This window comes from Pseudidiomarina sp. (assembly GCF_048267825.1).
In the GTDB taxonomy this organism is placed as follows: domain Bacteria; phylum Pseudomonadota; class Gammaproteobacteria; order Enterobacterales; family Alteromonadaceae; genus Pseudidiomarina.
In genome coordinates, this window is sequence record NZ_JBLWWR010000011.1 from 40,272 (window position 1) to 64,668 (window position 24,397).

Below are 24,397 nucleotides of genomic sequence, written 5' to 3' on the forward strand. Positions count from 1 at the left end.
GATGAAAAAACTGCTAATTTGTGTTGTAGCCGCTGCGGGCATGCTTATTGCGAGCCAGCAAGCGCGAGCGTCGCTCGAGATTGTTATCACCGGCGGAGTTGATTCCGCGCGGCCGATTGCTGTGGTGCCATTCCAATGGAAAGGCACGGGCCCAAAACCTGACGGATTAACTGAGGTGGTGGCTGCCGATTTGATGCGCAGCGGGAAATTTAATCCTATTCCAATTACAGCGATGCCGCAGCAACCGACTAGCTCAGCGGAAATTGATTATACTGAATGGGCAAGTTTAGGCGTTGAAGCCGTTTTGGTGGGAACCATCGAACCGCACTCAATGGACCGGTATACGGTTTCTTTTGAAATTGTTGATATCTTGCGCGGGCAAATTACCAGTGGCACGCAGGTGCTGCGTAACGGCCAGTTAGTGACGTCTGAAGATCATATTCTGGACGCGCGTTCTAGCGTGATCTCAGGTGATCAGTTCCGCCAATATTCGCACCGTATTTCAGATATTTTTTACGAAACCTTAACCGGACAACGCGGTGCGTTTATGACACGTATAGCGTATGTTACTGTTAATCATAACTTAGATAAGCCGTATGAATTGGTTGTTGCGGATTATGATGGCTACAATGAACGTGTACTGTTACGTAGCCCAGAACCGCTGATGTCGCCGTCATGGTCGCCCGACGGTAATAAGTTGGCTTATGTCAGTTTTGAGAATAAAAAACCAGAGATTTTCATTCAAGACATCTATACTCGTAGTAGAGAACGAATGACGAACTTCCCTGGTATCAACAGCAGTCCAGTGTTTTCGCCTGATGGTAAAAGCCTGGCAATGGTTCTTTCGAAAGATGGCAACCCTGAGCTGTATGTGATGGATTTGGCAAGTAAGCGGCTACGTCGTATTACCAATCATCACGCTATTGATACGGAACCAAGTTGGTCGCCAGATAGTAACTCGCTGATTTTTACGTCAGAAAGGGGTGGAAGACCGCAACTTTATAGCGTAAATTTAAGTGCAGGCCAAGTTCGCCGATTAACCTTTGAAGGTGAGCAGAACTTGGGGGGAACGTATTCGCCAGATGGTAAGCAAGTGATTATGGTAAACCGTACACAGGGAAACTATCACATTGCGCGCCAAGATTATCCAAACGGTACTATGCAAGTTTTAACGCAAACCGCTTTGGATGAGTCGCCAAGTCTGGCTCCTAATGGCAGTATGGTGATTTATAGCACCACCCATAATAACCAGCAGGTGTTAGCGCTGGTTTCGGTAGATGGACGGTTTAAAGCGCGTCTACCGGCGCGCGAAGGTGAAGTTAAATCACCGTCGTGGTCACCATTTTTACGTTAGAAAATGTGTTTAACATTGAAAGTTTAATCACTTACATGAAAGAAAGGAACGCGGATATGAACGCAAATAAAGCCTTAAAAAGTCTGTTCATTGCAGTACCTATGCTGACTTTAGCAGCATGTAGCTCTAACCAAGGTGCTGAAGAAGCTGTTGATCAGCAAACAAATCAACAACAGGAACAACAGCAAGACCAATCAGGTGTTGATGTTGGCGCAGTAGAGCGTCAGAAAACTCCTGAAGAAATTCGTGCTGAGAAAGTTGCTGAATTACGTCAAGAAAACATGGTTTTCTTTGCATTTGACGATTCACGTATCTCTTCTGAGTACGCACAAGTACTTGCTGCACACGCGGATTTCTTAGTTGAAAACCCAAATGTAACTGTGACTGTTGAAGGTCACTGTGACGAGCGTGGCACGCCGGAATACAACATTGCATTGGGTGAGCGTCGTGCGAAAGCTGTTGCTCAGTACTTGCAAAACTTGGGCGTAAGTTCAAGCCAGGTTACAACCGTTTCTTACGGTGAAGAAAAGCCGTTAATTAACGCTTCAAACAACGACGCCTACGCGAAAAACCGCCGCGGTGTTCTCGTTTACTAAGTAACTGGTTGAGCCAATGCAAAAAGTAATCTTAGTATTGGCCTTTCTGATTCCCGGTGTCCTGCATGCGCAGGCACCGGTTTCTAAGTTAGGCAGTGGTTCTCTCGAAGAACGTTTAAATCAACTTGAACGTGTCATGGATGCCCGTAATTCGGCACAGATGGCGCTTCTTGATCAAATGTCGCAAATGCAAGATGAGGTTGCTGATCTTCGTGGTAAAACCGAAGAGCACGCGTATCAAATCGAGCAAATTCTTCAGCGTCAGCGCGAAATCTACCAAGAAATTGACCGCCGCTTAGCTGCGCAGCCACAATCGCAGTCGCAGTCGCCAACGGTTGACCCGACGCCAGTTTCGGCGACCAGCACTTATTCATCCGATGTTTCTGAAAATGACGCCTACGAGCAAGCGATTCAGTTGGTTCTGCGCGACAAGCGCTATGATGCCGCTGTGCCTGCCTTTGAGTCATTTATCAAAAATTATCCAGACTCAACCTATGTGCCAAATGCGCATTATTGGTTAGGGCAATTGCTATTTGCTGAAAGCAAGTATGACCAAGCGAAGGTTCACTTCTCGACCGTCGTTACCGATTTTCCTGATAGCAACAAGCGTGGTGATTGTATTCTGAAGCTTGGCATTATTGCTCAGCAGCAGAATCAAACTGAACAAGCGCGTGAGTTATACAATCAGGTCATCACCGAGTATGCGGATTCGACTGAAGCCGGTTTGGCTCGCAAACGGTTATCGAATTTGTAAATATCCTGTAGAAAAATCGGCTAAACGTTCGCAAATTGAGCAAACGCACCCGATTCCTTCAATTTACAGTTGCAACGAGCGGCTTTTTAAGTAAACTATGCCGCCGTTGCCACTGATAAGTGCGCAGCAAGATAGTGATGGGTTGTTAGCTCAGTTGGTAGAGCAGTTGACTTTTAATCAATTGGTCGCAGGTTCGAATCCTGCACAACCCACCAATCACTCTCACCTTCTTCAAAATTATAACGTGGGTTGTTAGCTCAGTTGGTAGAGCAGTTGACTTTTAATCAATTGGTCGCAGGTTCGAATCCTGCACAACCCACCACTATTTTCCCCCTGCAAGATTTTGATTTATACTACCGCAACTTTTCCTATGCACTGAAGTGGTACCATGAGCATTACGGCAGAAATTCAAGCACGGGTGATTGATAGTTTGGACTATCCGTTCCCGCCAAAACCAAAAGTTTTAACCGACGCGCAAAAGGCAGAATACATTGCCCGCATTAAGCAATTATTGCAGGAAAAAAATGCGGTGTTGGTTGCTCACTATTATACTGACCCTGAAATTCAGGCGTTGGCTGAGGAAACCGGCGGTTGTGTTGCTGACTCACTCGAAATGGCGCGCTTTGGCGCCGAACATAAAGCCGAAACATTAATCGTTGCCGGCGTTAAGTTTATGGGCGAAACTGCCAAAATATTGACCCCAAATAAGCGCGTATTAATGCCAACCTTAGAGGCAACCTGCTCACTTGATTTGGGTTGCCCAATTGAAGAATTCTCAAAGTTTTGTGATGAACATCCAGATCGCACTGTGGTGGTGTATGCCAACACATCGGCAGCTGTGAAAGCGCGTGCGGATTGGGTGGTTACCTCAAGCATTGCGTTGGAGGTTGTTGATCACCTCGACGCAAACGGTGAGAAGATTCTGTGGGGGCCGGACAAGCACTTAGGCGCTTACATTCAAAAGCAAACAGGTGCCGACATGATTATGTGGCAGGGCGCCTGTATTGTGCATGATGAATTTAAGATGAAGGCGCTCGAAGACCTCAAACGCGTTTATCCGGAAGCTGCTATTTTAGTGCACCCTGAGTCGCCACAGGCGGTGGTTGAATTAGCGGATGCGGTGGGGTCTACGTCGCAACTGATTAAAGCCAGCCAAGAATTGCCGAATGAAACCTTTATTGTGGCAACGGACCGCGGCATTTTTTACAAAATGCAGCAATTGTCACCGAATAAGCACTTCATTGAAGCACCAACAGCTGGTAACGGCGCAACCTGCCGCAGTTGTGCGCATTGCCCTTGGATGGCAATGAATGGTCTTGTAGCTATCGCTGAGGCACTAGAGAGCGGTGGTGCAGGCCACGAGGTTCATGTGGATGCTGCGCTTGCTGAGCGCGCGTTAAAGCCCCTGAACCGAATGCTGCAATTCAAAGGCTAATAAAACCCGTTGTTCGTTATTCGATCGCTTCGCTTGTCGTTGTTCGTTCACACCAACGATTAACCAATAACGATTAACGATTAACGATTAAAGTGTTGGGTGCTTTAGAACGTAACCGGTTGCGCGCATCAGCTTGTTGCTTAAGCGCTTGCTGCCGCGCGGGCCGACTTGGTCCGTTCGTTTTAAATTATCGATGGAAACCCCAAGACGCGTGGCCATGCGTTGATAGGCATCGGCTTGCAACAATGGCTCATCATCGGTAACCAGATAAACCGGCGCATTGTGCGCCGGGTTTTCCAATAAAAACGCGATAAAACCGGCAACATCGTCGCTATGAATGCGATTCGTCCACGCGGGCGTAATTACGGCCGAGCCTTCGCGTAATTGTTGCTGAAGTCGCTCACGACCCGGGCCATAGATGCCCGAACACCGCAAAATACTGACAGCCGCCGGGCTGCCTTGAATCACTTGTTCAGCCTGCAGCAGCATTTCGCCGCTGTCACTGTCCGGTTTCGTTGGGCTGTTTTCATCAACCCATTCGCCGTTGCGATGGCCATATACGCCTGTGCTTGAGATATAAAGTACCCGTGGCGGATTTGCCAGTTGATGCAATAGGTGTTGCAGGTGCCGACAGGGCACTACATAACCTTGGTGATAGCCTTCGCGACTGTAGTCGGAGGGTGTCAGAGTAACGACCACGGCGTCGAATTCCCGCGCTAACAAGGCGCTCAGTTCACGTTCGTTGTTGGCGTCCGCTGCAACCAACTCAACGCCACTCATGGTGGGCTTGCGATCGGGGTTGCGGCATGCGCCAACCACATGCCAGCCTGCTGCCACCATAAGTGGCGCGGCACGCTGCGCGATATCCCCATAACCTAAGAATAATACTTTAGCCTGACTCATACCGCTCCTAACCAAACATCGAGAAATAACATAACCACCAAACCAACCATTAAACCTGCGGTGGCACGACTATGATGACCGTGGCGGTGGGTTTCGGGAATAATCTCATGGCTGATAACAAATAACATGGCCCCAGCGGCGAAAACTAGTCCCCAAGGTAATAGAAATTCCGAAATGTTGACGAAAACTCCGCCAAACAGGCCGCCAATGGGCTCAATCAAGCCCGTCAATGCGGCCACGGCAAAGGCGAGCAGTCGGGAATAACCAACCGCGACCAAGCCAACAGCTACTGCGAGCCCTTCAGGTAAGTTCTGCAAACCGATACCCAAAGCTAATGAGAAAGCTGTTTCTTGTTGGCCACTGCCGTAAGCGACGCCAACCGCTAGCCCTTCGGGAAAATTATGAATGGCGATGGCGAATATAAACAGCCATACGCCAGCTATTTTTTCACTGTTTCGGCCCTCGCGGCCGCTGATGAAATGACGGTGAGGCAGCAACCGATCAAGCGAAAAAATAGCGATGGCGCCGAGTAAAATTCCGGCTACAGCAATGACTGCAGGTAAGGGGCCGGCGCCATATATTTCGGTAGAAATATCGATTGAAGGAATGATCAGAGAGAAGAACGAAGCGGCTAGCATGACGCCAGCCGCAAAACCTAACAAGGTGTCGTTAAAGCGTTCTGAAGGCTTTTTACCGACTAAAATAGGAAGCGCGCCTACAGCCGTGAGTCCACCGGTTACGGTACTGGCTATCAATGCCGTAAGCACTAAATCCATTGTGGTAGATCCTTATACGATTAATACCCTGCTGCATGTCCGTCTTTGCGGCTCTCTGATGCACCGTAATATACGCCTTCTTCGTGGTTGCGCCAAATGGCTTGGTAGCCACCGTAAGGCCCAACAGCTTCTTGTAACGTGTGGCCCATTTTAATCAACTCACGACGGGTATGGTCAGAAAAACCATTCTCGAGGCTAATGGCGCCACCGTCACGCATGATTTCGCCGGTTGGCTGACTTGAACCCGTGTGCAGGATTCGTGGTGCATCACCAGCTTCTTGCAAGTTCATACCAAAATCAATCATGTTAATAAGGATTTGCGCATGCATTTGTGGCTGTGTCGCGCCACCCATAACGCCATAACTCATCAACGGTTTACCGTCTTTGGTTACAAACGCTGGAATAATAGTATGAAACGGACGTTTGCCCGGCTCATAAACATTTCGGTGACTCTTGTCTAACGAGAACAGCTCGCCACGGTCTTGAATGACAAAGCCAAGGCCTGTCGGCGTTACGCCTGAGCCCATGCCGCGGTAGTTGCTTTGAATCAGCGACACCATATTGCCTTCGGCATCAGCTGTAGTCAGGTAAATTGTATCGCCTTCGGTTGGCGGGTTACCCGGCTCGTAAGCTTTGCCAGCGCGTTCCATATTAATAAGTTTGGCGCGTTGCTTGGCATAGTCTTTATCCAACAATCCTTCAACCGGCACATCATTGAAATCTGGATCGGAGTAATATTTGGCGCGGTCTTCAAATGCTAACTTCTTCGCTTCGACAAATAAGTGCACGTACTCAGGGCTATCGAAGCCCATGCTTGCAAGGTCGTAGTTTTCCAGAATATTCAAAATCTGCTGGGCAGCAATACCTTGAGTGTTCGGCGGTAATTCCCACAAATCGTAACCGCGATAGTTGGTTGAAACCGGATTAACCCACTCTGAGCTGTGGTTGGCTAAGTCGTCGTAGCTTAGAAAGCCACCGTGCTCTTGCACGAATTCGCCGATGGTTTCAGCAATTTCGCCTTTGTAAAAAGCATCACGACCGCCTTCAGCAATTTTGCGCAGGGTATTGGCAAGGTCAGGGTTTTTGAACATTTTACCCTTTTGCGGCGGCACGCCATCTTTCAAAAATACATCCGCAAAGCCCGGTTCGTCTTTCAACACTTGCGCATTACGTTCAAAATAGTAAGCAATAACCTCAGTGACTGGAAAGCCTTGCTCCGCATATTCAATAGCTGGAGCCAGTATTTGGCTCATGGGCAGCTTGCCAAACTTTTCGTGCAACTCAAACCAGCCGTCTACGGCACCAGGCACAGATAGTGGCAATACACCCCGTGGCGGGATTGACTCGTAACCATTTTCAATAAAATAGTCGAGCGTCAGTGATTGCGGGGAGCGCCCTGAAGCATTCAAACCATGCAGGCGCTTCCCGTCGGCATCCCAAACAATGGCAAACAAGTCACCACCCATACCGTTACCGGTTGGCTCAACCAAACCCAACAAGGCATTGGCTGCAATGGCCGCGTCAATGGCATTACCGCCCGCTTGCATGATGTCGAGAGCAACTTGTGTTGCCAGGGGTTGGCTGGTCGCTGCCATCGCGTGTGGTGCCATAGCCTCTGAGCGTGTTGCAAAATGATGCCCGGTTAGCCGGTCTGCGGCTGAACTTGAAAATGATGCAAAACCGCAGGCAAGCGCGAGCGCACAGCTTGCGATGGCGGCTTTGGACCCTGTAACGAGATGATTCATGGTGTTCACTCCATAGTATGTACGTGCAAACCACTATATGAAGTGCTGCCACAATGAGCAATGTTTATAACCGCACTAAAGGGGCGAACCGTCGCGAAGCACCAAACTGAAGCCACAAAAAAACCGCCACATGGGCGGTTATTTTGTATCTGGCGGAGAGAGAGGGATTCGAACCCTCGATACGTTGCCGTATACACACTTTCCAGGCGTGCTCCTTCAGCCACTCGGACACCTCTCCTGAAGTGGCGGGTATGATAGGGAAAAGCCCTGAGTAAATCAACATCGTTATTCGTTATTCGTTATTCGTTAATCGTTAATCGTTAATCGTTATTGGTTGTTGGGGTTTAACGAATAACGACAAGCGAAGCGATCGAATAACGAACAACGCCCTTCGCCTTCATACCTAAGTCGTATGGGAAAAATCCCGTAACACGCTACATTAAAGCAAGTAGTAGTAAACAAGGAATTTACCATGAGTTACCCGCGGGAATATGAGTCTTCATTACAACGCACTGAAGCATTTTGGTTAAAACGAGCAGGGCAGCTGCATTGGTTTAAGGAACCGACCAAAGCTTGCACGTTAAAGCCAAGCGGAATGGCGGACTGGTTCGCCGATGGCGAGTTAAATATTTCATTTATGGCACTTGATTATCACGTTGATAATGGCCGTGGTGAGCAGCTTGCGTTGATTTATGATTCCCCGGTAACTGGGCAAAAACAAACGTACACCTACCGCCAGCTACGGGATGAAGTTGCTTTGTTTGCTGGCTTGCTGAAAAAGCTGCATGTTAAAAAGGGCGATCGGGTTGTTATTTACATGCCCATGATACCGCAGGCGGCCATAGCGATGCTGGCCTGTGCCCGTTTAGGCGCGATTCATTCAGTGGTATTCGGCGGTTTTGCACCGCATGAGTTGGCGGTACGCATTGATGATGCCAAACCTAAACTGGTGGTTACGGCCTCGTGTGGGGTTGAGGTGAATCGCGTGATTGCCTACAAACCGTTGGTGGATAAAGCGGTGGACGAAGCCAAACATAAGCCAGCCAATGTGATTGTATTTCAGCGCGAGCAGTGTAAAGCCGATTTAAGCCGGACTGGCGATATTGACTGGCAGCAAGGTTTAAAGGGTGTAACCCCGGCAGAGTGCACTGTGGTGACCAGTACCGACCCTTTGTATGTGTTGTATACATCGGGAACCACCGGCAAGCCTAAAGGCGTGGTGCGCGATACAGGTGGTTATGCGGTGGCACTGAATTATTCCATGCAGACGGTTTATGCCATCGCGCCGGGGCAAGTGATGTTTACCGCCTCTGACGTCGGTTGGGTAGTGGGGCACTCGTACATTGTGTATGGGCCGTTATTGGCTGGCGCGACCACTATTATGTATGAAGGCAAGCCCGTACGAACGCCCGATGCGGGCGCTTTTTGGCGCGTGTGCGCTGAGTATAAGGTGAATGTGCTGTTTTCAGCGCCAACGGCATTCCGCGCCGTTAAAAAAGAAGATCCCGAAGGTAAGTTGCTTGAAAACTATGATTTAAGCGCGCTGGAGCGCATTTATATGGCTGGCGAACGGTTAGACCCGCCAACCTATGACTGGACCACCGACATAACCGGTAAACCCGTGTATGACCACTGGTGGCAGACCGAATCTGGCTGGCCAATTTGTGCGAACCCAGTGGGTATTGCTGAGCATCCGATAAAGCCGGGCTCTGCAACCTTGCCTTTACCGGGGTACGACGTGCGTATCTTAGATTATAAAGCGCAGGAAGTTGCGCCTAATGAACAGGGGGCGGTGGCAATAAAATTACCGTTACCGCCGGGTTGTTTAACCACCATCTGGAATGACGACGACCGCTTTATTAGCGGCTATATGAGTGAGTTTCCGGGCTATTACAGCACCGGCGACGGTGGCTATAAAGATGACGATGGTTATGTGTTTATCATGGGCCGTACGGATGATGTCATTAATGTAGCGGGGCATCGGTTATCAACGGGCGAAATGGAAGAAGTGTTGGCACAAGATGCAGCAGTGGCTGAATGCGCTGTTATTGGTGTGCAAGACGCGCTGAAAGGGCAAGTACCTGTTGGCCTGGTGATAACCAAAGACGGCGTAACGATCAGTGACACAGAGCTGGCAGACCGCTTGGTGCAACGGGTGCGTGACGCGATTGGTGCGGTAGCCTGTTTGAAGAAAATTTTAGTGGTGCCACGTTTGCCAAAAACGCGTTCGGGTAAAATTTTGCGCAGAGTATTACGGCAAATTGCTGATGGTGATGACGTGGTGGTGCCATCAACCATTGATGACCCCACCTGCATTGACGAGATTCGCGAACGCCTAAGTTAAACTAAAGCTCCTCGGCAGCATCGTTTTCAGGGCGTTTGCTTTTATCTGATTTGGTGCTGCGCTTTTTGTTCTTGGCTTCCAAAACGCCCGTTTGCAAGCGGGCATCTTCCGCCCAGGAGCGAATGTGCAAGTCGCGCTGAGGGAACGGAATTTCAATGTCATATTCTTCGAGCGACGTATGAATCTCCCACATAAATGCTGCTTTAACCGCGCTGGGGCGGTTCACCGCTTCCGGCTGCAACCATACGACCAACTCAAAATTTAAGGAACTGTCACCGAACTCAGTGAGCCACACCTGAGGTGGGCGGTGACTGCCATCGTCGAGCGTATGGGGCACGCGCGAGGCGGCTTCTAAAACAGCCTTGCGCACTAACTCTTTGTCGGTTCCGTAAGCGACACCAAACTCAACTTTTAAACGACGAATAGTGTCGCGCATGGTCCAGTTGGTGACGCGACCATTGACGAACTCAGAGTTCGGTACCACGATATCGATGTTGTCATTGGTGGTAATAATGGTGCTGCGAATATTTATTTCTTGCACTTCGCCCGTAACACCGGATTCCAGTTCAACAAAATCACCCACTTTTAAGGTTTTTTCGAACAGCAACATAATGCCCGCGGTGAAGTTGCTGATGAGATTCTGCAAGCCAAAACCAACACCAATACCTAAGGCACTGGCAAAGATGGCAAACTTGGTAAGATCAATACCGATGGACGAGACAGCAATCAATGCACCGACTAACATCACCACGTAGTGGGTGATTCGCGTGAGTGCGTACACCGACGATTGAGCCAGTGATTTACGATATGACGCGAAGCGGCGTAAAGCATTTTGCAGCACCCGCGAGATAATGTACGTGACGATGAGGATAATCAGAACACGGAAAAATGACCCGTACGTAATTGCGGTTTCGCCCACTTTAAACAGCTCAGTGTTGAGCCAACTAAAGAGCTGGCGCACTTCTGCCAAAAATTCGTCCATCTGTGATTATCTCACTTGTGCCTGTAAATACAGTTGTAGCCCCAACTTATCAATGAGCTCAAGTTGCTGACGCAGCCAATAAGCATGATCTTCTTCGGTATCTTTTAAAATCCCAACCAGCATGTCGCGGCTAACAAAGTCGCCGGCTTGTTCGCAAAAGTTAATCACTTCACGCAAGGTTTTCGCGTTGTTGTACTCAAGCTGCAAGTCATTGGCCAGCATGGTTGGCACATCGTGAGCGATGGTGTGTTGTTCGCGGCCATTCATATTCGGTTGGCCACCTAAAAATAATATGCGACGAATGAGCAAGTCGGCATGGCCGCGCTCGTCATCTACCTCATGATTAATGCGCTCGTAGAGTTTATCAAAGCCCATGTCTTCGTATTCGCGCGAATGCGCTGTGTACTGGTCAATCGAAGTGAGTTCGAACGCCAATAGTCGATTTAATTGTTCAATAATGGCCTGATGGTCAAGACTCATAGCTGCTCCTTTATGCGTCTAACTTGGTTTGCAAGTAATTAGCAATGCCAATTTTCTCAACCAGATCCAGTTGGGTTTCAAGCCAATCCAGTTGTTCTTCTTGTTGTTCGAGAATTTCCGTCAACTCATCACGGCTGACATAGTCTTGAGCGCTTTCGCACGTTTTGATTGCCTTGCGAATTTCAACCACATCATCGAGTTGCACTTTGTGATCGAGTTGCAGCATTTCGTGCGGGTCTTCGCCAATGTAGAGTTTGCCGAGATCTTGCAAGTTAGGCAGGCCACCAAGAAATAAAATGCGCTCAATGATGTCATCGGCGTGTTTCATTTCATAAATTGAGGCTTTATAGATGGTGCTATTTAGCTCACCAAAGCCCCAGTTTTTGTACATGCGGGCGTGTAGGAAATATTGATTAATGGCTGTGAGCTTGCGGGTAAGTATGCGATTGAGCTCTTGTAGAACTTTGCTGTCACCTTTCATGGGTACTACTCCTTGCTGCTTTTTTTTTAACAGCTTAAGCGTAGCACACCTCGATTGGCAATAAAGTTTCAGATTTGAGTCGGGCATTGCGCTCGGCAACTGCGTCTTTGACGACACTTTTCGCACATTGTGTACAGCAACCACACTGCGTACCCACACCATATTGCTGGCGTAGCTCGCGCATGCTGCTGAGGCCGTCATCGACGGCGCGGCGAATCGTTTTATCCGTGACGCCTTTACAAAGACAAACGTACATAGATAGCTCCGTATAGTTACTGAGCTAATGATAACGCAAACAAGAACGATTCGCAATAGCGAAAAGAGAAGAGCGTTATTCGTTATTGGTTATTCGTTATTGGTTGCTCGTTATTGGTCTTGGCTTTAACGAATAACGAATAACCAATAACCAATAACGGTTTTTGTACTTAAATGCTTATGATGATTAGGATGACGTGCAGCGCTACAACGGTGAACGTGAGGCGGCTACGTAGCTCGAGATACCAATTGTGAGCCGCTAGCTTTCTGCGTTCGTAGTTGAGCCAAAACAGGTGAAGTAGCGCCAGAATGCTCAAAAAGGCAAGGGTGTAGTCGCAGCATAATGGCAGGGCAGCAATGAGTAAAATGCCAAAGCCTGCCACTGAGGGCAGCATGCTCCACTGCAGTGCGCGGCGCTGATCGTTGTCTGCATCGGCCATGCACAAGCCCCAATGAATACCGCCAAGGAAGCTAAAAATGATTGCGCTGTAAATTATAAATAAACGTATGGCGAGCTCGCTGTTAAGGTCGAGCAGCGCCACCAGCGTCAGCACAATAAACGGGATCAGGCCTGCAAAGCCAAGCCGCTGCGCCGTATATTGCGAAATTAAATTCATACGTTAAATCCTGTTTGCAGCAAGTACACCGTGTAACCAATGTAACAGGCTATAAATATTCCACCATGAATACGGTTGAGCCGATTCGGGCGGCTATTTGGGCGAAAGGCAAAAATCAGCAACAAGAACGTCAGCACGGTCATTACCAACCAATCGCGTTGCAACACCAAGGGTTCTAAAGGAATCGGTGTTATCGCACCGGCGATACCCACCACAGCCAAGGTGTTAAACATGTTGGAGCCGATGACATTACCCAGCGCCAAATCATGTTCATTTTTGCGAACTGCGGCAATGGCCGATGCCAATTCAGGCAACGAGGTGCCAACAGCGACCACCGTTAAACCAATAATCAAGTCACTTACACCAAGCGCAGTGGCGATATCGACCGCGCCCCAAACAAGTATACGTGAACTTATAATCAGTAAGATCAAACCAACGACAAGCCATGTGACTGCGCGCCTGATTGGCATGGCTGAAGCTTTTATCTCTTGATCGTACTCCGTACTGAGTACGTCAGTGCTGCCGGTCATACCTTGGTAAATGCTCCAGCCAAGGTAACTGGCGAATATTGCGAGTAAGACCCAAGCCTCGAGCTCAGTAATGACGCCGTCCATCAGTGGCCAAGCTGCCAATAATGTGATGGCGATAAGCATCGGCGCTTCACGCTTTAATACTTGGCTGGCGACCGAAATAGGGGCAAGCACTGCAGTGATACCTAGAATTAAGGCTATATTGGTGATGTTGGAACCGTAAGCGTTCCCAAGTGCCAGCCCAGGGTTACCTTGCGAAGAAGCGAGTGCTGATACCACCATTTCAGGTGCAGACGTACCAAACCCGATAATCACCATGCCGATAAGCAGTGCTGGCATGCCTAAGTGATTCGCGGTGGCGGCTGCGCCTTCAACAAAACGGTCTGCGCTCCAGACTAATAACGCGAGGCCAAAAACAATCGCAGCAATGGCAAGCAACATAATATTCCTTGGTATTTTTTGAAGTTGGTCAATATTTTAACGCGAATTGATAGTACTTGTGAATGCACCTTGTGAACGTCTAGACTGATTATATTCGAATGAAGAGGAATTTAGGCATGACGGACAAGCAGTTAGCACGCCCAGAATTTATGATCGACAGCTGGGATTTCAGCAGTCATCCAGCAGAACCGATTCACGATGCGTTTCATACACGCCAAAACAGTTGGTTTCATTTTCAACGCAATATTGCCGGATTATCTGCGTGGCTGGAACAGTCGGGTATTCCTGATCCTGTTATAGATGCGGTTTTGGAAGAGGACACGCGGCCGCGGTTTGATCGAATCAATGACGGTTTTCTGTTGATATTACGGGGCGTGAATAAAGCCGACGGTGATAAGCCGGAAGACATGATAAGTCTGCGTATTTTGTATTTCAAAGGCAATCTCTATAGCTTCCGTCGCCGTCCTGTTACTGCGGTACGACTCATTCAAGGCTTGCTTGAAACGCAACAGGGGCCGCAGTCTTTACCTGACTTTATTTTGCAGCTGGTTGATGAAATGACCAATAACATTGAGTTGCTGCAAGATAACATTGAAGTGGAAATGGAACGGCTTGAAGACGATGAGCGTGGCACCACCAGTGACCGTCAGCGTGCGCTGACGAATCTGCACCGGCGCTTGTTACGGTTAACGCGCTTTGTGCGTCCGCAATTGGCTGCATTGGATAAATTGGCTGCCGACGGGCCCAAATGGTTTGATACGGAGTGGGCGCAGTGGTTACTGAACGAGCGTGACAACACCCATCGTGAACTTGAAAACATGGAAATGTTGCTGGAACAGGTGTGGATGCTGCGCGAGCACCTGCATCAAGATTTGGCTGAAAAAATGAACCGCAACACCTATTGGTTATCGATGGTTGCAGGGGTGTTCTTGCCAATCAGTTTTTTAACTGGGTTGTTTGGAATTAATATTGGTGGCATGCCGGGTGTTGATGACAGCAACGCTTTTTGGATATTTAGCGGCGCGTTGCTTATCATCGCGGTTATCGAGTTTTTGCTGTTACGCCGACTGCGATTTTGGTAAAACGCTCGGTAACGGCTGTACTGTAGGTGCTTGCTCGTGAAAACCGGGTAGTTCGCAGTGATCTGCTGCGAATACGACGAGATGGTCAAACTCTGCGCGCAGGCCAATATCTGCGCCAACGTCAAGTACTTCATGCGACGGACTCAAAGTGAGCAATTCAATACCACTGCTTAGCTGCACCGTGTAGAGGTTGTGCGCACCACGAAAACCACGGGCCTTGATCTTGCCGCGCAAGCGTGACTCAGGGTCTGGCACGATGTCATCAGGGCGCACAAGAAAGCTTACCGGTGTACCACCGGCTACCTGCATCAGGCTTGGGTGTTCAAGCATGCCTAGTGGCGATGCCAGCGAGCCTTGGGTATTGACGGTGCCTTGCAATAACACACCGTGACCAATGAAGTCAGCCACTAATTGATGGCGTGGTTGGTGGTATAGCTGATACGGCGTATCCCATTGCAATAACTCACCCTGATACATCACGCCTGCTTTGTCGGCCATGGCGAAAGCTTCTTGTTGGTCATGAGTAACCAGCAATGCAGTAATGCCTTCATTTTTTAATAATTCGCGAACTTCCACTGCCAAACGTTCGCGTAGCTCTGCGTCCAGGCTCGAGAATGGTTCGTCAAGCAGAAGCAGGCCGGGCTTGGGCGCCAAGGCTCTTGCCAGTGCGATACGCTGTTGCTGGCCGCCTGATAATTCATGCGGGAACCGTTTGTGATAACCGGGCAGGCCAATTCGGTCGAGCAACTCATCAACACGCTTACGGCGTTCGGTTGAACTCGCCTTACGCATGCCAAAGCTAATATTATCGGCCACATTCAGATGCGGAAATAACGCAAAGTCCTGGAATACCATACCGACACCACGCTGTTCTGGTGGCACGGTTTTGTTACTTTCTGAAACGGTATTGTTGTCAATGCTGATGCTGCCAACCTGCAGGCTTTGAAAGCCGGCTATTGCGCGTAACAATGTGGTTTTACCACAGCCGCTTGGCCCCAGAAGACAGCCAATTTCGCCTTGCTCAAGTTGTAAGCTGACGCCGTTAACAATGTGTGCGGCGCCAAAGCTAATATGAATTTTATCAAGCTGTAACCGGGACAAACTCTTGCTCCTTCAGCGCAGATTGTTGCGACTTTAACATAGCGCGTGACAATAAAATAACTGGAATTAAGCCAACTAAAACCATCATCAAAGCCGGTGGGCCAGCATCGGGCAGCCGCTCGTCGCCAGCCATTTCGTATGCGCGAACGGCTAACGTATTAAAATCAAAAGGTCGCAGTACCAGCGTTGCGGGCAGCTCTTTTAGCACATCTACGCCCACTAAAATGAGCGCGGTGAGAACGCTGGGGCGCAGCAGTGGCAAATGTATTTTACGCAGCACTTGCAGCGGCGAGTAGCCTTGAATACGCGCGGCTTCGTCCATGCTGGGGCGAATTTCACCTAAGCCAGCATTAATGGTTTGCAGTGACACACTTAAAAAGCGAACACTGTAGGCAAACAGCAGGGCGAACAAGGTGCCTGAAAGCAGTAGGCCTGGATTGTAGTCAAACCATGCCTTGCTGAGCGCGATAATGCCGTGATCCAATGTGGTTAAAAACACCATTAAGCCAACCGCGATAACAAGCCCCGGAATAGCATAACCTAACCCTGCGAAGGCGACGCTGGTGCGGACAATTCGGGTGGGTAATTGGCGCCGACCATAAGCCAGCCACAAGGCCATAATGACCACCAAAACAGCAGCGAGAACAGCGAGCCCAAAACTGTTGAATGTGAGCTGCCAAAAGGCGCTATCGGCCCATACTTCGCGCCGTTCAAGCGACCAGCTGGCCAGCTGCAGTGCGGGCAGTAAGAAGCCAAATACTAGCGGCAACCAGCAGGCAATACTCGCTGCGATGGCTTTCCAGCCTGTCAGTTGAAAAGGTGGAGCAGGGCGATTGCTACGCTGGTCATAGCGCGCTTGGCTACGCGACCAGCGTTCGATAAAAATTAATAGAATTACCGCAACCAGTAGCATGCCCGCCAGTTGCAATGCGCCTTGCAAATCGCCCAACCCGTACCACGTGCGAAAAATGCCGGTGGTAAAGGTGGTGACACCGAAATATTGCACCGTACCGTAATCGGCGAGGGTTTCCATCAATGCCAGCGTGGTGCCAGTTACTATGGCTGGGCGCGCCAGGGGCAGCGCTAGCCGTAAAAAGCATTGCCACGGGTTAAGGCCTAAACTGCGACCTGCTTCTAAGGTGGTTGCCGATTGCTGGATGAACGTAGCGCGGGTGATTAAGTAAACATAAGGAAATAATACCAAACTCAATACGAGTATGGCACCGCTTAAGCTGCGAACTTGTGGAAACCAGTAGTCGCCGTAGCCCCAACCAAACCAGTCACGCAGCGTGCTTTGTACGGGGCCAGCGAAGTCGAGCATGCCGGTGTAGGTGTAGGCGGTAATGTAAGCTGGCATGGCGAGCGGTAACAGCAGCGCCCAACTTAAGAAACGCTGCCCGGGAAAGCGACATGCGGTAGTCAGCCAAGCGGTACTCACACCAATACTGATTACACCGGCTGCGACACCGAGCAACAGCAACACTGAGTTGCGAATGTACTCGGGCACAACCGTGGCCCATAAATGAGTTAAGGTGGAGGTATCGCCCCCACCTAATAATTGCAGCACCGACCAACAAATGACCAATAACGGCACGCCGATAACGACGGCCGTTAAGACCAAAGTAAATTGGCGCCACAAATTAAAACCCATTAACGCCAGCCAGCACGATTCATTAATTTAACTGCAGCGGCATTGTTTTCGCCAAGAAATGTCATCGACAAATCATCGGCTTTAAACTCGCCCCACGCTTGCAGGGTTTCGCTCCACTCAACACCTTCAACCGCTGGGTATTCATTGTTGGTGGCTGCGTACCAAGCTTGTGATTCAGCTGATAATAAGAACTCGATGAGTTGCTCTGCTTCAGCTTTGTTCTTGGCGTGTTTGGTTAAGCCAATACCCGATACATTGACGTGAGTGCCGAATTCATCTTTATTTGGCCAGAAGATTTTAAGTTTACTGGCGGCTTCGCGTTGTTCAGCATCGTCACCGGTTTGCATTAAGCCAAAGTAGTAAGTGTTTGCTACGGCTAGGTCACAAACACCAGCGGCTGCGGCTTTCAGTTGATCACGATCGCCACCTACTGGCGGTTTGGCCAAGTTTGCCACTAAACCTTTCGCCCAGGCTTCGGTTTTCTCTTCGCCCCAATGTTCAATTAAAGCGGCGGTAAGCGATTGGTTGTAAATGTTGTCTGACGAGCGAATGCATACTTTGTTATTCCACTGCGGCTTGGCCAAGTCTTCGTAGCCACTGAGTTGACTTGGGTCAACGCGGTCTGCAGCATAAAAAATAGGGCGTGCACGTAAGCTTAAACCAACCCATAAATTGTCGGTGCCGTGCAGATGGTCAGGCACAGCTGCTAAGGCTGCAGCTGAGGTGAGCGGTTGAAATACGCCAGCTTCGGCCGCACGATGCAAGTTGCCCGCATCTACGGTGAGGAATAAATCGGCTGGGGTATTTGCTGCTTCATTTTGCAGGCGAGCAAGAAGCGCATCACCACCGCCTGTTAAAAGGCGTACTTCAATGCCAGTTTCTGCGGTAAACTTTTCCAGAACCGGCTTGATCAGTGCTTCTTTGCGGGCTGAATAAAGGTTAACTGTGGCGGCTTGTGCTACTGTAGCAGTGAGGCCTGCAGCAATTGCTGTTAGAGTAAATAATTTACGCAACATAGTTGAACTCATTGTTGAATACCTCGTATTGATGGGGTGAAGTATATCGAAAAAAAAGAATGAACGATATTGATTCGCATTTGGTACCTACAAATAGTTTGACGCAAATGAGAATTATTATCAACACCAGATTTGGAAAATTTTAAAAGGATTCTTTATGTCAAATATGTCCGCGTTAGCCTTGATTGGCGTGCTGTCAATTTTATGCCAATGGGGCGCTTGGCGCATGAAAGTACCGGCGATTCTGCCATTACTGATTGTTGGTATTGTAATAGGCCCGGTTTTTGGTGTGTTAAATCCCGATGCGGTATTTGGCGATATTTTATTCCCACTGGTATCACTGTCCGTTGCCATTATTCTATTTGAAGGTTCGTTAACGCTGAAGTTTGATGAAATTCGCGGTCACGGGCGCATGGTGACGAACCTTGTCAGTATTGGCATGGTGATTACCTGGGTATCCATTGCAATAGCAGCCTATTATTTGATTGGTTTTAGTTGGGAGCTGTCGGCGCTGTTTGGTGCCTTGGTGGTGGTAACGGGACCAACCGTAATCATGCCCATGATACGCTCAGTAAGGCCTTTGGCGCGCCTTGGCAACATTTTGCGCTGGGAAGGCATCATCATTGATCCTATCGGCGCGTTATTGGCGGTATTGGTGTATGAGTTCATCATCTCGAGTCAAGGTGCGGGCTGGACACAAGCACTGCAAGCCTTTGCAACCACTATCGGTGTGGGCTTTGCGCTTGGTTTTGCCGGTGGTAAATTGTTGGGTTGGGCCTTGCTCAAAAGTATCTTTCCGCACTATTTGAAAAACGTTGCAACCCTTGCTGTAGTTCTGGGTGTGTTCGCTGTCTCAAACGCCTTGCAGCATGAATCTGGCTTGTTGACGGTAACCGTTATGGGCATGGTTATGGCCAACATGCGCGGCTTAGATCTCGACGATATTCTTGAATTTAAAGAAACCTTATCGGTGCTGCTAATTTCCGGGCTGTTTATTATCCTTGCGGCGCGTCTGCAACCTGATGCATTTAATTCGCTTGGCTTCCCGGCAGTGTTGTTACTGGCCATTATTATCTTTGTGGTGCGACCATTGAGCGTATGGGTTTCGTCAATAGGCACCCAAACGGCGTTTAAAGAAAAAGTACTGCTAAGCTGGATAGCACCGCGCGGTATTGTTGCTGCGGCGGTTTCGGCATTGTTTGCATTGAAATTACAACAAGCTGGGTGGGAAGAAGCCGAATTGCTGGTGCCATTGGTGTTCCTCGTTATTCTTAGCACGGTAGTACTGCAGAGTTTAACGGCAAAACCGCTCGCTCACGCGCTTAAGTTGCGAGAGCCACCAGCGCGTGGCTTCCTTATCTTCGGCGCTAACCCCACAGCACGGTTGATTGCGAAGTCGCTTAAAGAGAATAAGTTTCCGGTGCTGCTCGCTGATACCAACTGGGAACACATCAAGCAGGCGCGCATGGAGAACCTGCCGGTTTACTTCGGTAACCCAACTTCGGAACATGCCGAAAATAATATGGACCTCACTGGTATTGGTCACGTGCTGATTTTGTCACCTTATCGGCAGTTAAATCCGGTGGTTGCGATGCACTTCATGGACTGGTTCTCGGAAGATAAAATTTATGCGTTGCATAGTACTGATCATGATGCTCCAGCGCGCAACCAGCTGCCAGAAGTGTACCGTAAACGACTGAAATTATTCGGTAAAGGTGTTACATTCTCGAAGTTGGCAAGTCTTACTTTCCAGGGTGCACAGGTTAAAACCACCGCGCTTACAGAATCATTTCACTATGACGATTATCAGGATCGTTACGGAAACCGAGCGTTACCACTTTACGCCTTGGATGAACGTGAATTTTGTCACCTTTTTTCAAGCGATCAGACCTTTGAACCAAAGGCTGGATGGCAGATTGTGGCGTTGGTTAGCCCAGAGACTGAGCAGTCAGAGGAATAATTTTTTTTTACACTAAATCAACTTTAAAAAGAGAAACTTAAGAATTTGTTGTCAAATTGTAATTGAAATGAAGCATTTAATTAGATAGTATACCCGCATGGATTAGGGATAGCACTCATGGAATGACGTTATCCCTTCGAACAAGGATGTTCTTCCCGCTTTTTAATTCCTTCTATAGCCTTTATACTCCCAAGTCATATCGTTGTCTCAAACATGGGTGTGTTATGGCGTTCGCAAAATGGCTTGTTGTTGTCGGTATCACGTTCACATTACTGTCCGGCTGCGAGCCCCGCGTTACAGATGACTCACTGGATGAAGCAACCCAGTGGGTACATGAAATTGATACCCTGCAATTGCCGACGGGCAATTGGGCGCTCTCAAGCAGCATCATACAGTTAAGTTTTTGCCGCGATAGAATCAATCAAGCACTCATGGCTGAGCAAGATGAGCTTAATCGCTGGCGCTTGGTGGGCGACATTTCCGTATTCCCCAGCAACCGGGCCGAAGGTTTACAACAGTTAATTGCTATCTATAAAGAGCATGGGGTGCTGTTATATCAGGTATCGGGAAATTTCGGTTCACAGATATTTCGTATTGCCTATCGCCCGAATCAGCCTGAGCCAAATATTATTAATGCCTTCGCTAAAATCGGGCGTGATGACAGCATCTGCTACAGTTCACTGGACGCCAACTAATTTTCGAGGTGCTTATGACTGCACTTGAGCAACACATTCATGAAAAAATAACGCGGCACTTTGCCCCTGCGCATCTTGAAGTCATTAATGAGAGCCACTTGCATGGTACGCCAAGTGATGATTCCCACTTTAAGATTGTGCTGGTATGCGAAGACTTTGATGGCATGCGTTTGTTACAGCGGCACCGAGCGGTGAACAAAGTCCTTGCCGAGGAACTGGCAGGGCCGGTTCATGCGCTAGCACTGCACGTGTATAGCGTGCAGGAATGGCAGCAACTGCATGCAGTGCCTGAGTCACCACAATGCCGTGGTGGCAGTAAACTGGAATCGTAACAGCTCAGATCACTTGAGCGTGTGTGGTCGGTTACACTAGCCGGCATTTGTATCGATACGAATTTAAAAAAAACAGGACATAACACTATGGTAATTCATCCAAAAATTCGCGGTTTCATCTGTACCAATGCTCATCCGGTAGGCTGCGCGGCTCATGTACAACAGCAAATTGACTATGTGAAGCAACAACCGGCTCTTAACAATGTACCGAAACGCGTGTTGGTGATTGGTAGTTCAACGGGTTATGGCTTAGCGTCTCGCATTAACGCGGCCTTTGGTGCTGGCGCAAAGACCATTGGCGTATGTTTCGAAAAAGAGCCAACTGAGAAAAGAACAGGTACCGCGGGCTGGTACAATACGGCAGCGTTTCATAAGGCAGCCGAAAAAGAAGGACTGTACGCACATACGATTAATGGTGATGCCTTTTCGAACGAAATTAAAGACCAAGTGATTGCAAAAATAAAAGAAGATTTTGGTCAGGTTGATTTAGTTATTTATAGCTTAGCGTCACCTAAACGCAAAGACCCTGTAACGGGCGACCTTTACAGCTCAACGCTGAAGCCAATTGGTCAAGCGTACACCACGAAAACCTACAATACCGACAAAGACGAAGTGTCTGAAATTACCCTTGAGCCTGCTAATGACGATGAAATTCAGCAGACCATTAAAGTTATGGGCGGCGAAGATTGGGAATTGTGGATGGCGGCGTTGCATGACGCAGGCGTATTGGCAGACAACGCAAAAACCACAGCGTATACCTACATTGGTAAAAAGTTAACTTGGCCAATTTATGGGCACGCAACCATTGGTAAAGCCAAGGAAGATCTTGATCGCGCGGCCGCAGAAATGCGTACCCGTTATGCAGGCATTAACCTGGAAGCTTATGTGTCGTCATTAAAAGCTTTGGTGACACAAGCCAGCTCTGCGATTCCCGTTATGCCACTTTATATTTCGCTGATATACGGCGTGATGAAGGAAGAAGGCACGCATGAGGGCTGCATTGAGCAAACCTACCGCTTGTTAAAAGATGCGCTGTATAGCGAAAACCCAAAGCTTGACGAAGCAGGGCGCTTGTTTATGAACGATTGGGAAACCAACGAAAAAACGCAAGCTAAAGTGGAAGCTTTGTGGCACCAAGTGACGCAAGATAATTTCCACCAATTAGCGGACTACGCCGGTTATCACAGCGACTTTCTGAAGTTATTTGGATTTGGCATTGAAGGCGTTGATTATGATGCCGATGTGGATCCAGTAGTCACCTGGTAACGCCGTTAATCGTTATTCGTTACTCGTTATTCGTTATTGGTTGTTCGTGTTTGTATTTAACGAATAACGACAAGCGAAGCGATCGAATAACGAACAACCTTTTTTAGGGTTTTTCGCATTTGTTTTACCGTGCAAAAGTGCTAAAATGCGCGCCCTAGGTGAAAATGGACAGAATTTGGTCAGTGCAGGCAGGCTGGGTCGTACCAAACTGCGTGTGCTGGAGTGAGATTAATCTTCCCTAACGAGTAGTGCAAACGCGTATGATTACGATCAAGAAAGGGCTGGATATCCCAATTTCGGGTACCCCCCAGCAAACTATCGAGGATGGCCAGGCCATCACCACCGTTGCCGTACTGGGTGAAGAGTATGTGGGAATGCGTCCAACCATGCAGGTTAAGGTTGAAGACCGCGTTAAAAAAGGCCAGGTACTTTTCGAAGACAAGAAAAACCCAGGGGTTAAATTTACCGCTCCAGCTGCCGGCGTTGTTAAAGACGTTCTGCGTGGCGCAAAGCGTGTTTTGCAAGCTGTTGTCATTGAAATTGACGGCGATGAGCAAGAAACCTTTGCCAAGCACGACAGTAGCGAACTGGCAGGCCTTGATCGCGCTAAAGTGGTTGAGCAACTGAATAATTCGGGTCAATGGGTTGCTTTGCGTACCCGCCCATTCAGTCGTTCGCCTAAGCTAGATGCCGAGCCTACTGCAATTTTCGTTAACGCGATGGATACCAATCCTTTAGCGGCGAACCCATCAGTTATTATCAACGAACACAAACAAGCATTTATCGACGGTTTAAAAGTTCTTAGTAACTTGACCCAAGGCAAAGTTTTTGTGGTTAAGGCTGCTGATGCAGAAGTTGATACTGGCGATGCGAAAGTTCAACTGGAAAGTTTTGCAGGGCCACACCCAGCTGGCTTAGTTGGCACACACATCCATTTCTTACACCCTGTGTCAGCGGCGAAGCCGGTATGGCACATTGGTTATCAAGACGTAATCGCCTACGGCAAGTTATTCACCACCGGTGAGCTATTTACTGACCGTGTTGTGGCCCTGGGTGGGCCAAGCACTAAAAAGCCGCGTTTGTTGCGTACCCGCATGGGCGCAAATTTGCGTGAGCTCACGAAAGGTGAATTGTCGCAAGGTAAGAATCGCGTTATCTCTGGTTCAGTACTGAATGGTCACAAGGTTGATGACGCACATCAATGGCTTGGTCGTTTCCACGATCAGGTTAGCGTATTGGCTGAAGGCGACCAAAAAGAACTGTTTGGCTGGATTAAGCCTGGTGCCGAACAGCACTCAGTGACGCGCGCATACTTGGGGCATTTAATCCCTAACAAGTTGTTCGCAATGACTACCACCACAAACGGTTCAGACCGTTCGATGGTTCCAATCGGCAACTATGAGCGCGTGATGCCGCTTGATATTTTGCCAACGATTTTGTTACGTGACCTGCTCTCCGGTGACACCGAGCAAGCTCAGAAGCTGGGCTGTTTGGAACTGGACGAAGAGGATTTAGCACTGTGTTCTTACGTTTGCCCTGGCAAATATGAGTACGGTCCAGTGTTACGTAACATGTTGACCGAAATTGAGAAAGAGGGCTGA

The 24,397-nt window shown here is 48.8% G+C and carries 23 protein-coding genes and 3 tRNA genes; 13 read left to right on the plus strand and 13 right to left on the minus strand.

Annotation, left to right across the window (positions count from 1 at the left end; genetic code table 11):
• Window position 1 precedes the first annotated feature (1 nt).
• From tolB to nadA, 6 genes are all read left to right on the plus strand, one after another.
• A complete protein-coding gene (tolB, locus tag ACN0UN_RS09300; RefSeq protein WP_417659735.1) occupies window positions 2–1,354 on the plus strand; it encodes a Tol-Pal system beta propeller repeat protein TolB in 1,353 nt (450 codons plus the stop codon).
• Between the two features lie 56 nt (window positions 1,355–1,410).
• The gene (pal, locus tag ACN0UN_RS09305) at window positions 1,411–1,950 is read left to right on the plus strand and encodes a peptidoglycan-associated lipoprotein Pal (protein ID WP_128351200.1); all 540 of its coding nucleotides are present in this window, start codon (window positions 1,411–1,413) and stop codon (window positions 1,948–1,950) included.
• 16 nt (window positions 1,951–1,966) lie between these two features.
• A complete protein-coding gene (gene ybgF, locus ACN0UN_RS09310; RefSeq protein WP_417659736.1) occupies window positions 1,967–2,704 on the plus strand; it encodes a tol-pal system protein YbgF in 738 nt (245 codons plus the stop codon).
• 139 nt (window positions 2,705–2,843) lie between these two features.
• Window positions 2,844–2,919: transfer RNA gene (locus ACN0UN_RS09315), tRNA-Lys, on the plus strand.
• Between the two features lie 31 nt (window positions 2,920–2,950).
• A tRNA-Lys gene (locus ACN0UN_RS09320) sits at window positions 2,951–3,026 on the plus strand.
• Window positions 3,027–3,092: 66 nt separating this feature from the next.
• Window positions 3,093–4,139, plus strand: a complete 1,047-nt coding sequence (nadA, locus tag ACN0UN_RS09325) for a quinolinate synthase NadA (protein WP_417659737.1) — start codon at window positions 3,093–3,095, stop codon at window positions 4,137–4,139.
• 87 nt (window positions 4,140–4,226) lie between these two features.
• Here the strand turns inward: nadA and ACN0UN_RS09330 are convergent, their stop codons facing one another.
• The 4 genes from ACN0UN_RS09330 to ACN0UN_RS09345 form a co-directional block, all read right to left on the minus strand.
• The gene (locus ACN0UN_RS09330) at window positions 4,227–5,042 is read right to left on the minus strand and encodes an SDR family oxidoreductase (protein WP_417659738.1); all 816 of its coding nucleotides are present in this window, start codon (window positions 5,040–5,042) and stop codon (window positions 4,227–4,229) included.
• Window positions 5,039–5,818: a ZIP family metal transporter gene (locus ACN0UN_RS09335; protein ID WP_417659739.1), complete on the minus strand. Its 780-nt coding sequence runs from the start codon at window positions 5,816–5,818 to the stop codon at window positions 5,039–5,041. Before ACN0UN_RS09335 ends, ACN0UN_RS09330 begins: the two co-directional genes overlap by 4 nt.
• 20 nt (window positions 5,819–5,838) lie before the next feature.
• The gene (ggt, locus tag ACN0UN_RS09340; RefSeq protein WP_417659740.1) at window positions 5,839–7,563 is read right to left on the minus strand and encodes a gamma-glutamyltransferase; all 1,725 of its coding nucleotides are present in this window, start codon (window positions 7,561–7,563) and stop codon (window positions 5,839–5,841) included.
• 150 nt (window positions 7,564–7,713) lie between these two features.
• Window positions 7,714–7,801, minus strand: a tRNA-Ser gene (locus ACN0UN_RS09345).
• A gap of 234 nt (window positions 7,802–8,035) precedes the next feature.
• Here ACN0UN_RS09345 and ACN0UN_RS09350 point away from each other — a divergent pair.
• Window positions 8,036–9,907, plus strand: coding sequence for an acetate--CoA ligase (locus ACN0UN_RS09350; RefSeq protein ID WP_417659741.1), 1,872 nt, complete (start codon window positions 8,036–8,038; stop codon window positions 9,905–9,907).
• Window position 9,908: 1 nt separating this feature from the next.
• Here ACN0UN_RS09350 and ACN0UN_RS09355 read toward each other — a convergent pair whose 3' ends face one another.
• The 6 genes from ACN0UN_RS09355 to ACN0UN_RS09380 all read right to left on the minus strand — a co-directional run bounded on the left by ACN0UN_RS09355 (window position 9,909) and on the right by ACN0UN_RS09380 (window position 13,693).
• Window positions 9,909–10,889 carry a mechanosensitive ion channel family protein gene (locus tag ACN0UN_RS09355; protein ID WP_417659742.1) on the minus strand — a complete coding sequence of 327 codons (981 nt, stop codon included), beginning with the start codon at window positions 10,887–10,889 and terminating at the stop codon, window positions 9,909–9,911.
• Between the two features lie 6 nt (window positions 10,890–10,895).
• Window positions 10,896–11,369 carry a bacterioferritin gene (bfr, locus tag ACN0UN_RS09360; RefSeq protein ID WP_339878795.1) on the minus strand — a complete coding sequence of 158 codons (474 nt, stop codon included), beginning with the start codon at window positions 11,367–11,369 and terminating at the stop codon, window positions 10,896–10,898.
• A gap of 10 nt (window positions 11,370–11,379) precedes the next feature.
• Window positions 11,380–11,850: a bacterioferritin gene (gene bfr, locus ACN0UN_RS09365; RefSeq protein ID WP_128351192.1), complete on the minus strand. Its 471-nt coding sequence runs from the start codon at window positions 11,848–11,850 to the stop codon at window positions 11,380–11,382.
• Between the two features lie 34 nt (window positions 11,851–11,884).
• A complete protein-coding gene (locus ACN0UN_RS09370) occupies window positions 11,885–12,106 on the minus strand; it encodes a bacterioferritin-associated ferredoxin (protein ID WP_339878798.1) in 222 nt (73 codons plus the stop codon).
• Window positions 12,107–12,275: 169 nt separating this feature from the next.
• Window positions 12,276–12,722, minus strand: coding sequence for a DUF3429 domain-containing protein (locus ACN0UN_RS09375; RefSeq protein WP_417659743.1), 447 nt, complete (start codon window positions 12,720–12,722; stop codon window positions 12,276–12,278).
• A complete protein-coding gene (locus tag ACN0UN_RS09380; protein ID WP_417659744.1) occupies window positions 12,719–13,693 on the minus strand; it encodes a calcium/sodium antiporter in 975 nt (324 codons plus the stop codon). Before ACN0UN_RS09380 ends, ACN0UN_RS09375 begins: the two co-directional genes overlap by 4 nt.
• A 116-nt stretch (window positions 13,694–13,809) precedes the next feature.
• Between ACN0UN_RS09380 and ACN0UN_RS09385 the strand changes: the two genes are divergently transcribed.
• Window positions 13,810–14,775 (plus strand): CorA family divalent cation transporter, encoded by a 966-nt coding sequence (locus ACN0UN_RS09385; protein WP_417659745.1) that lies wholly within the window; start codon window positions 13,810–13,812, stop codon window positions 14,773–14,775.
• Here the strand turns inward: ACN0UN_RS09385 and ACN0UN_RS09390 are convergent.
• Genes ACN0UN_RS09390 through ACN0UN_RS09400 form a run of 3 tightly spaced genes read right to left on the minus strand, consistent with a single transcriptional unit; the run spans window position 14,752 to window position 18,555 of the window.
• Entirely contained in the window at window positions 14,752–15,876 is a 1,125-nt protein-coding gene (locus ACN0UN_RS09390) for an ABC transporter ATP-binding protein (protein ID WP_128351187.1), read from the minus strand. The two genes, ACN0UN_RS09385 and ACN0UN_RS09390, sit on opposite strands and share 24 nt — an antisense overlap.
• Complete coding sequence (locus tag ACN0UN_RS09395; RefSeq protein WP_128351186.1) at window positions 15,857–17,527, minus strand: ABC transporter permease; 1,671 nt, start codon at window positions 17,525–17,527, stop codon at window positions 15,857–15,859. Before ACN0UN_RS09395 ends, ACN0UN_RS09390 begins: the two co-directional genes overlap by 20 nt.
• Window positions 17,527–18,555, minus strand: a complete 1,029-nt coding sequence (locus tag ACN0UN_RS09400; RefSeq protein ID WP_246013861.1) for a Fe(3+) ABC transporter substrate-binding protein — start codon at window positions 18,553–18,555, stop codon at window positions 17,527–17,529. The genes ACN0UN_RS09395 and ACN0UN_RS09400 overlap by 1 nt, the downstream gene beginning before the upstream one ends.
• A 145-nt stretch (window positions 18,556–18,700) precedes the next feature.
• Between ACN0UN_RS09400 and ACN0UN_RS09405 the strand changes: the two genes are divergently transcribed.
• The 5 genes from ACN0UN_RS09405 to ACN0UN_RS09425 all read left to right on the plus strand — a co-directional run bounded on the left by ACN0UN_RS09405 (window position 18,701) and on the right by ACN0UN_RS09425 (window position 24,397).
• The gene (locus tag ACN0UN_RS09405; RefSeq protein ID WP_417659746.1) at window positions 18,701–20,503 is read left to right on the plus strand and encodes a cation:proton antiporter; all 1,803 of its coding nucleotides are present in this window, start codon (window positions 18,701–18,703) and stop codon (window positions 20,501–20,503) included.
• Between the two features lie 224 nt (window positions 20,504–20,727).
• Window positions 20,728–21,198, plus strand: coding sequence for a hypothetical protein (locus tag ACN0UN_RS09410; RefSeq protein WP_417659747.1), 471 nt, complete (start codon window positions 20,728–20,730; stop codon window positions 21,196–21,198).
• Between the two features lie 14 nt (window positions 21,199–21,212).
• Window positions 21,213–21,530 (plus strand): BolA/IbaG family iron-sulfur metabolism protein, encoded by a 318-nt coding sequence (locus ACN0UN_RS09415; RefSeq protein ID WP_417659748.1) that lies wholly within the window; start codon window positions 21,213–21,215, stop codon window positions 21,528–21,530.
• Window positions 21,531–21,617: 87 nt separating this feature from the next.
• Window positions 21,618–22,796 (plus strand): enoyl-ACP reductase FabV, encoded by a 1,179-nt coding sequence (fabV, locus tag ACN0UN_RS09420; RefSeq protein ID WP_417659749.1) that lies wholly within the window; start codon window positions 21,618–21,620, stop codon window positions 22,794–22,796.
• A gap of 260 nt (window positions 22,797–23,056) precedes the next feature.
• The gene (locus ACN0UN_RS09425; protein ID WP_417659750.1) at window positions 23,057–24,397 is read left to right on the plus strand and encodes a Na(+)-translocating NADH-quinone reductase subunit A; all 1,341 of its coding nucleotides are present in this window, start codon (window positions 23,057–23,059) and stop codon (window positions 24,395–24,397) included.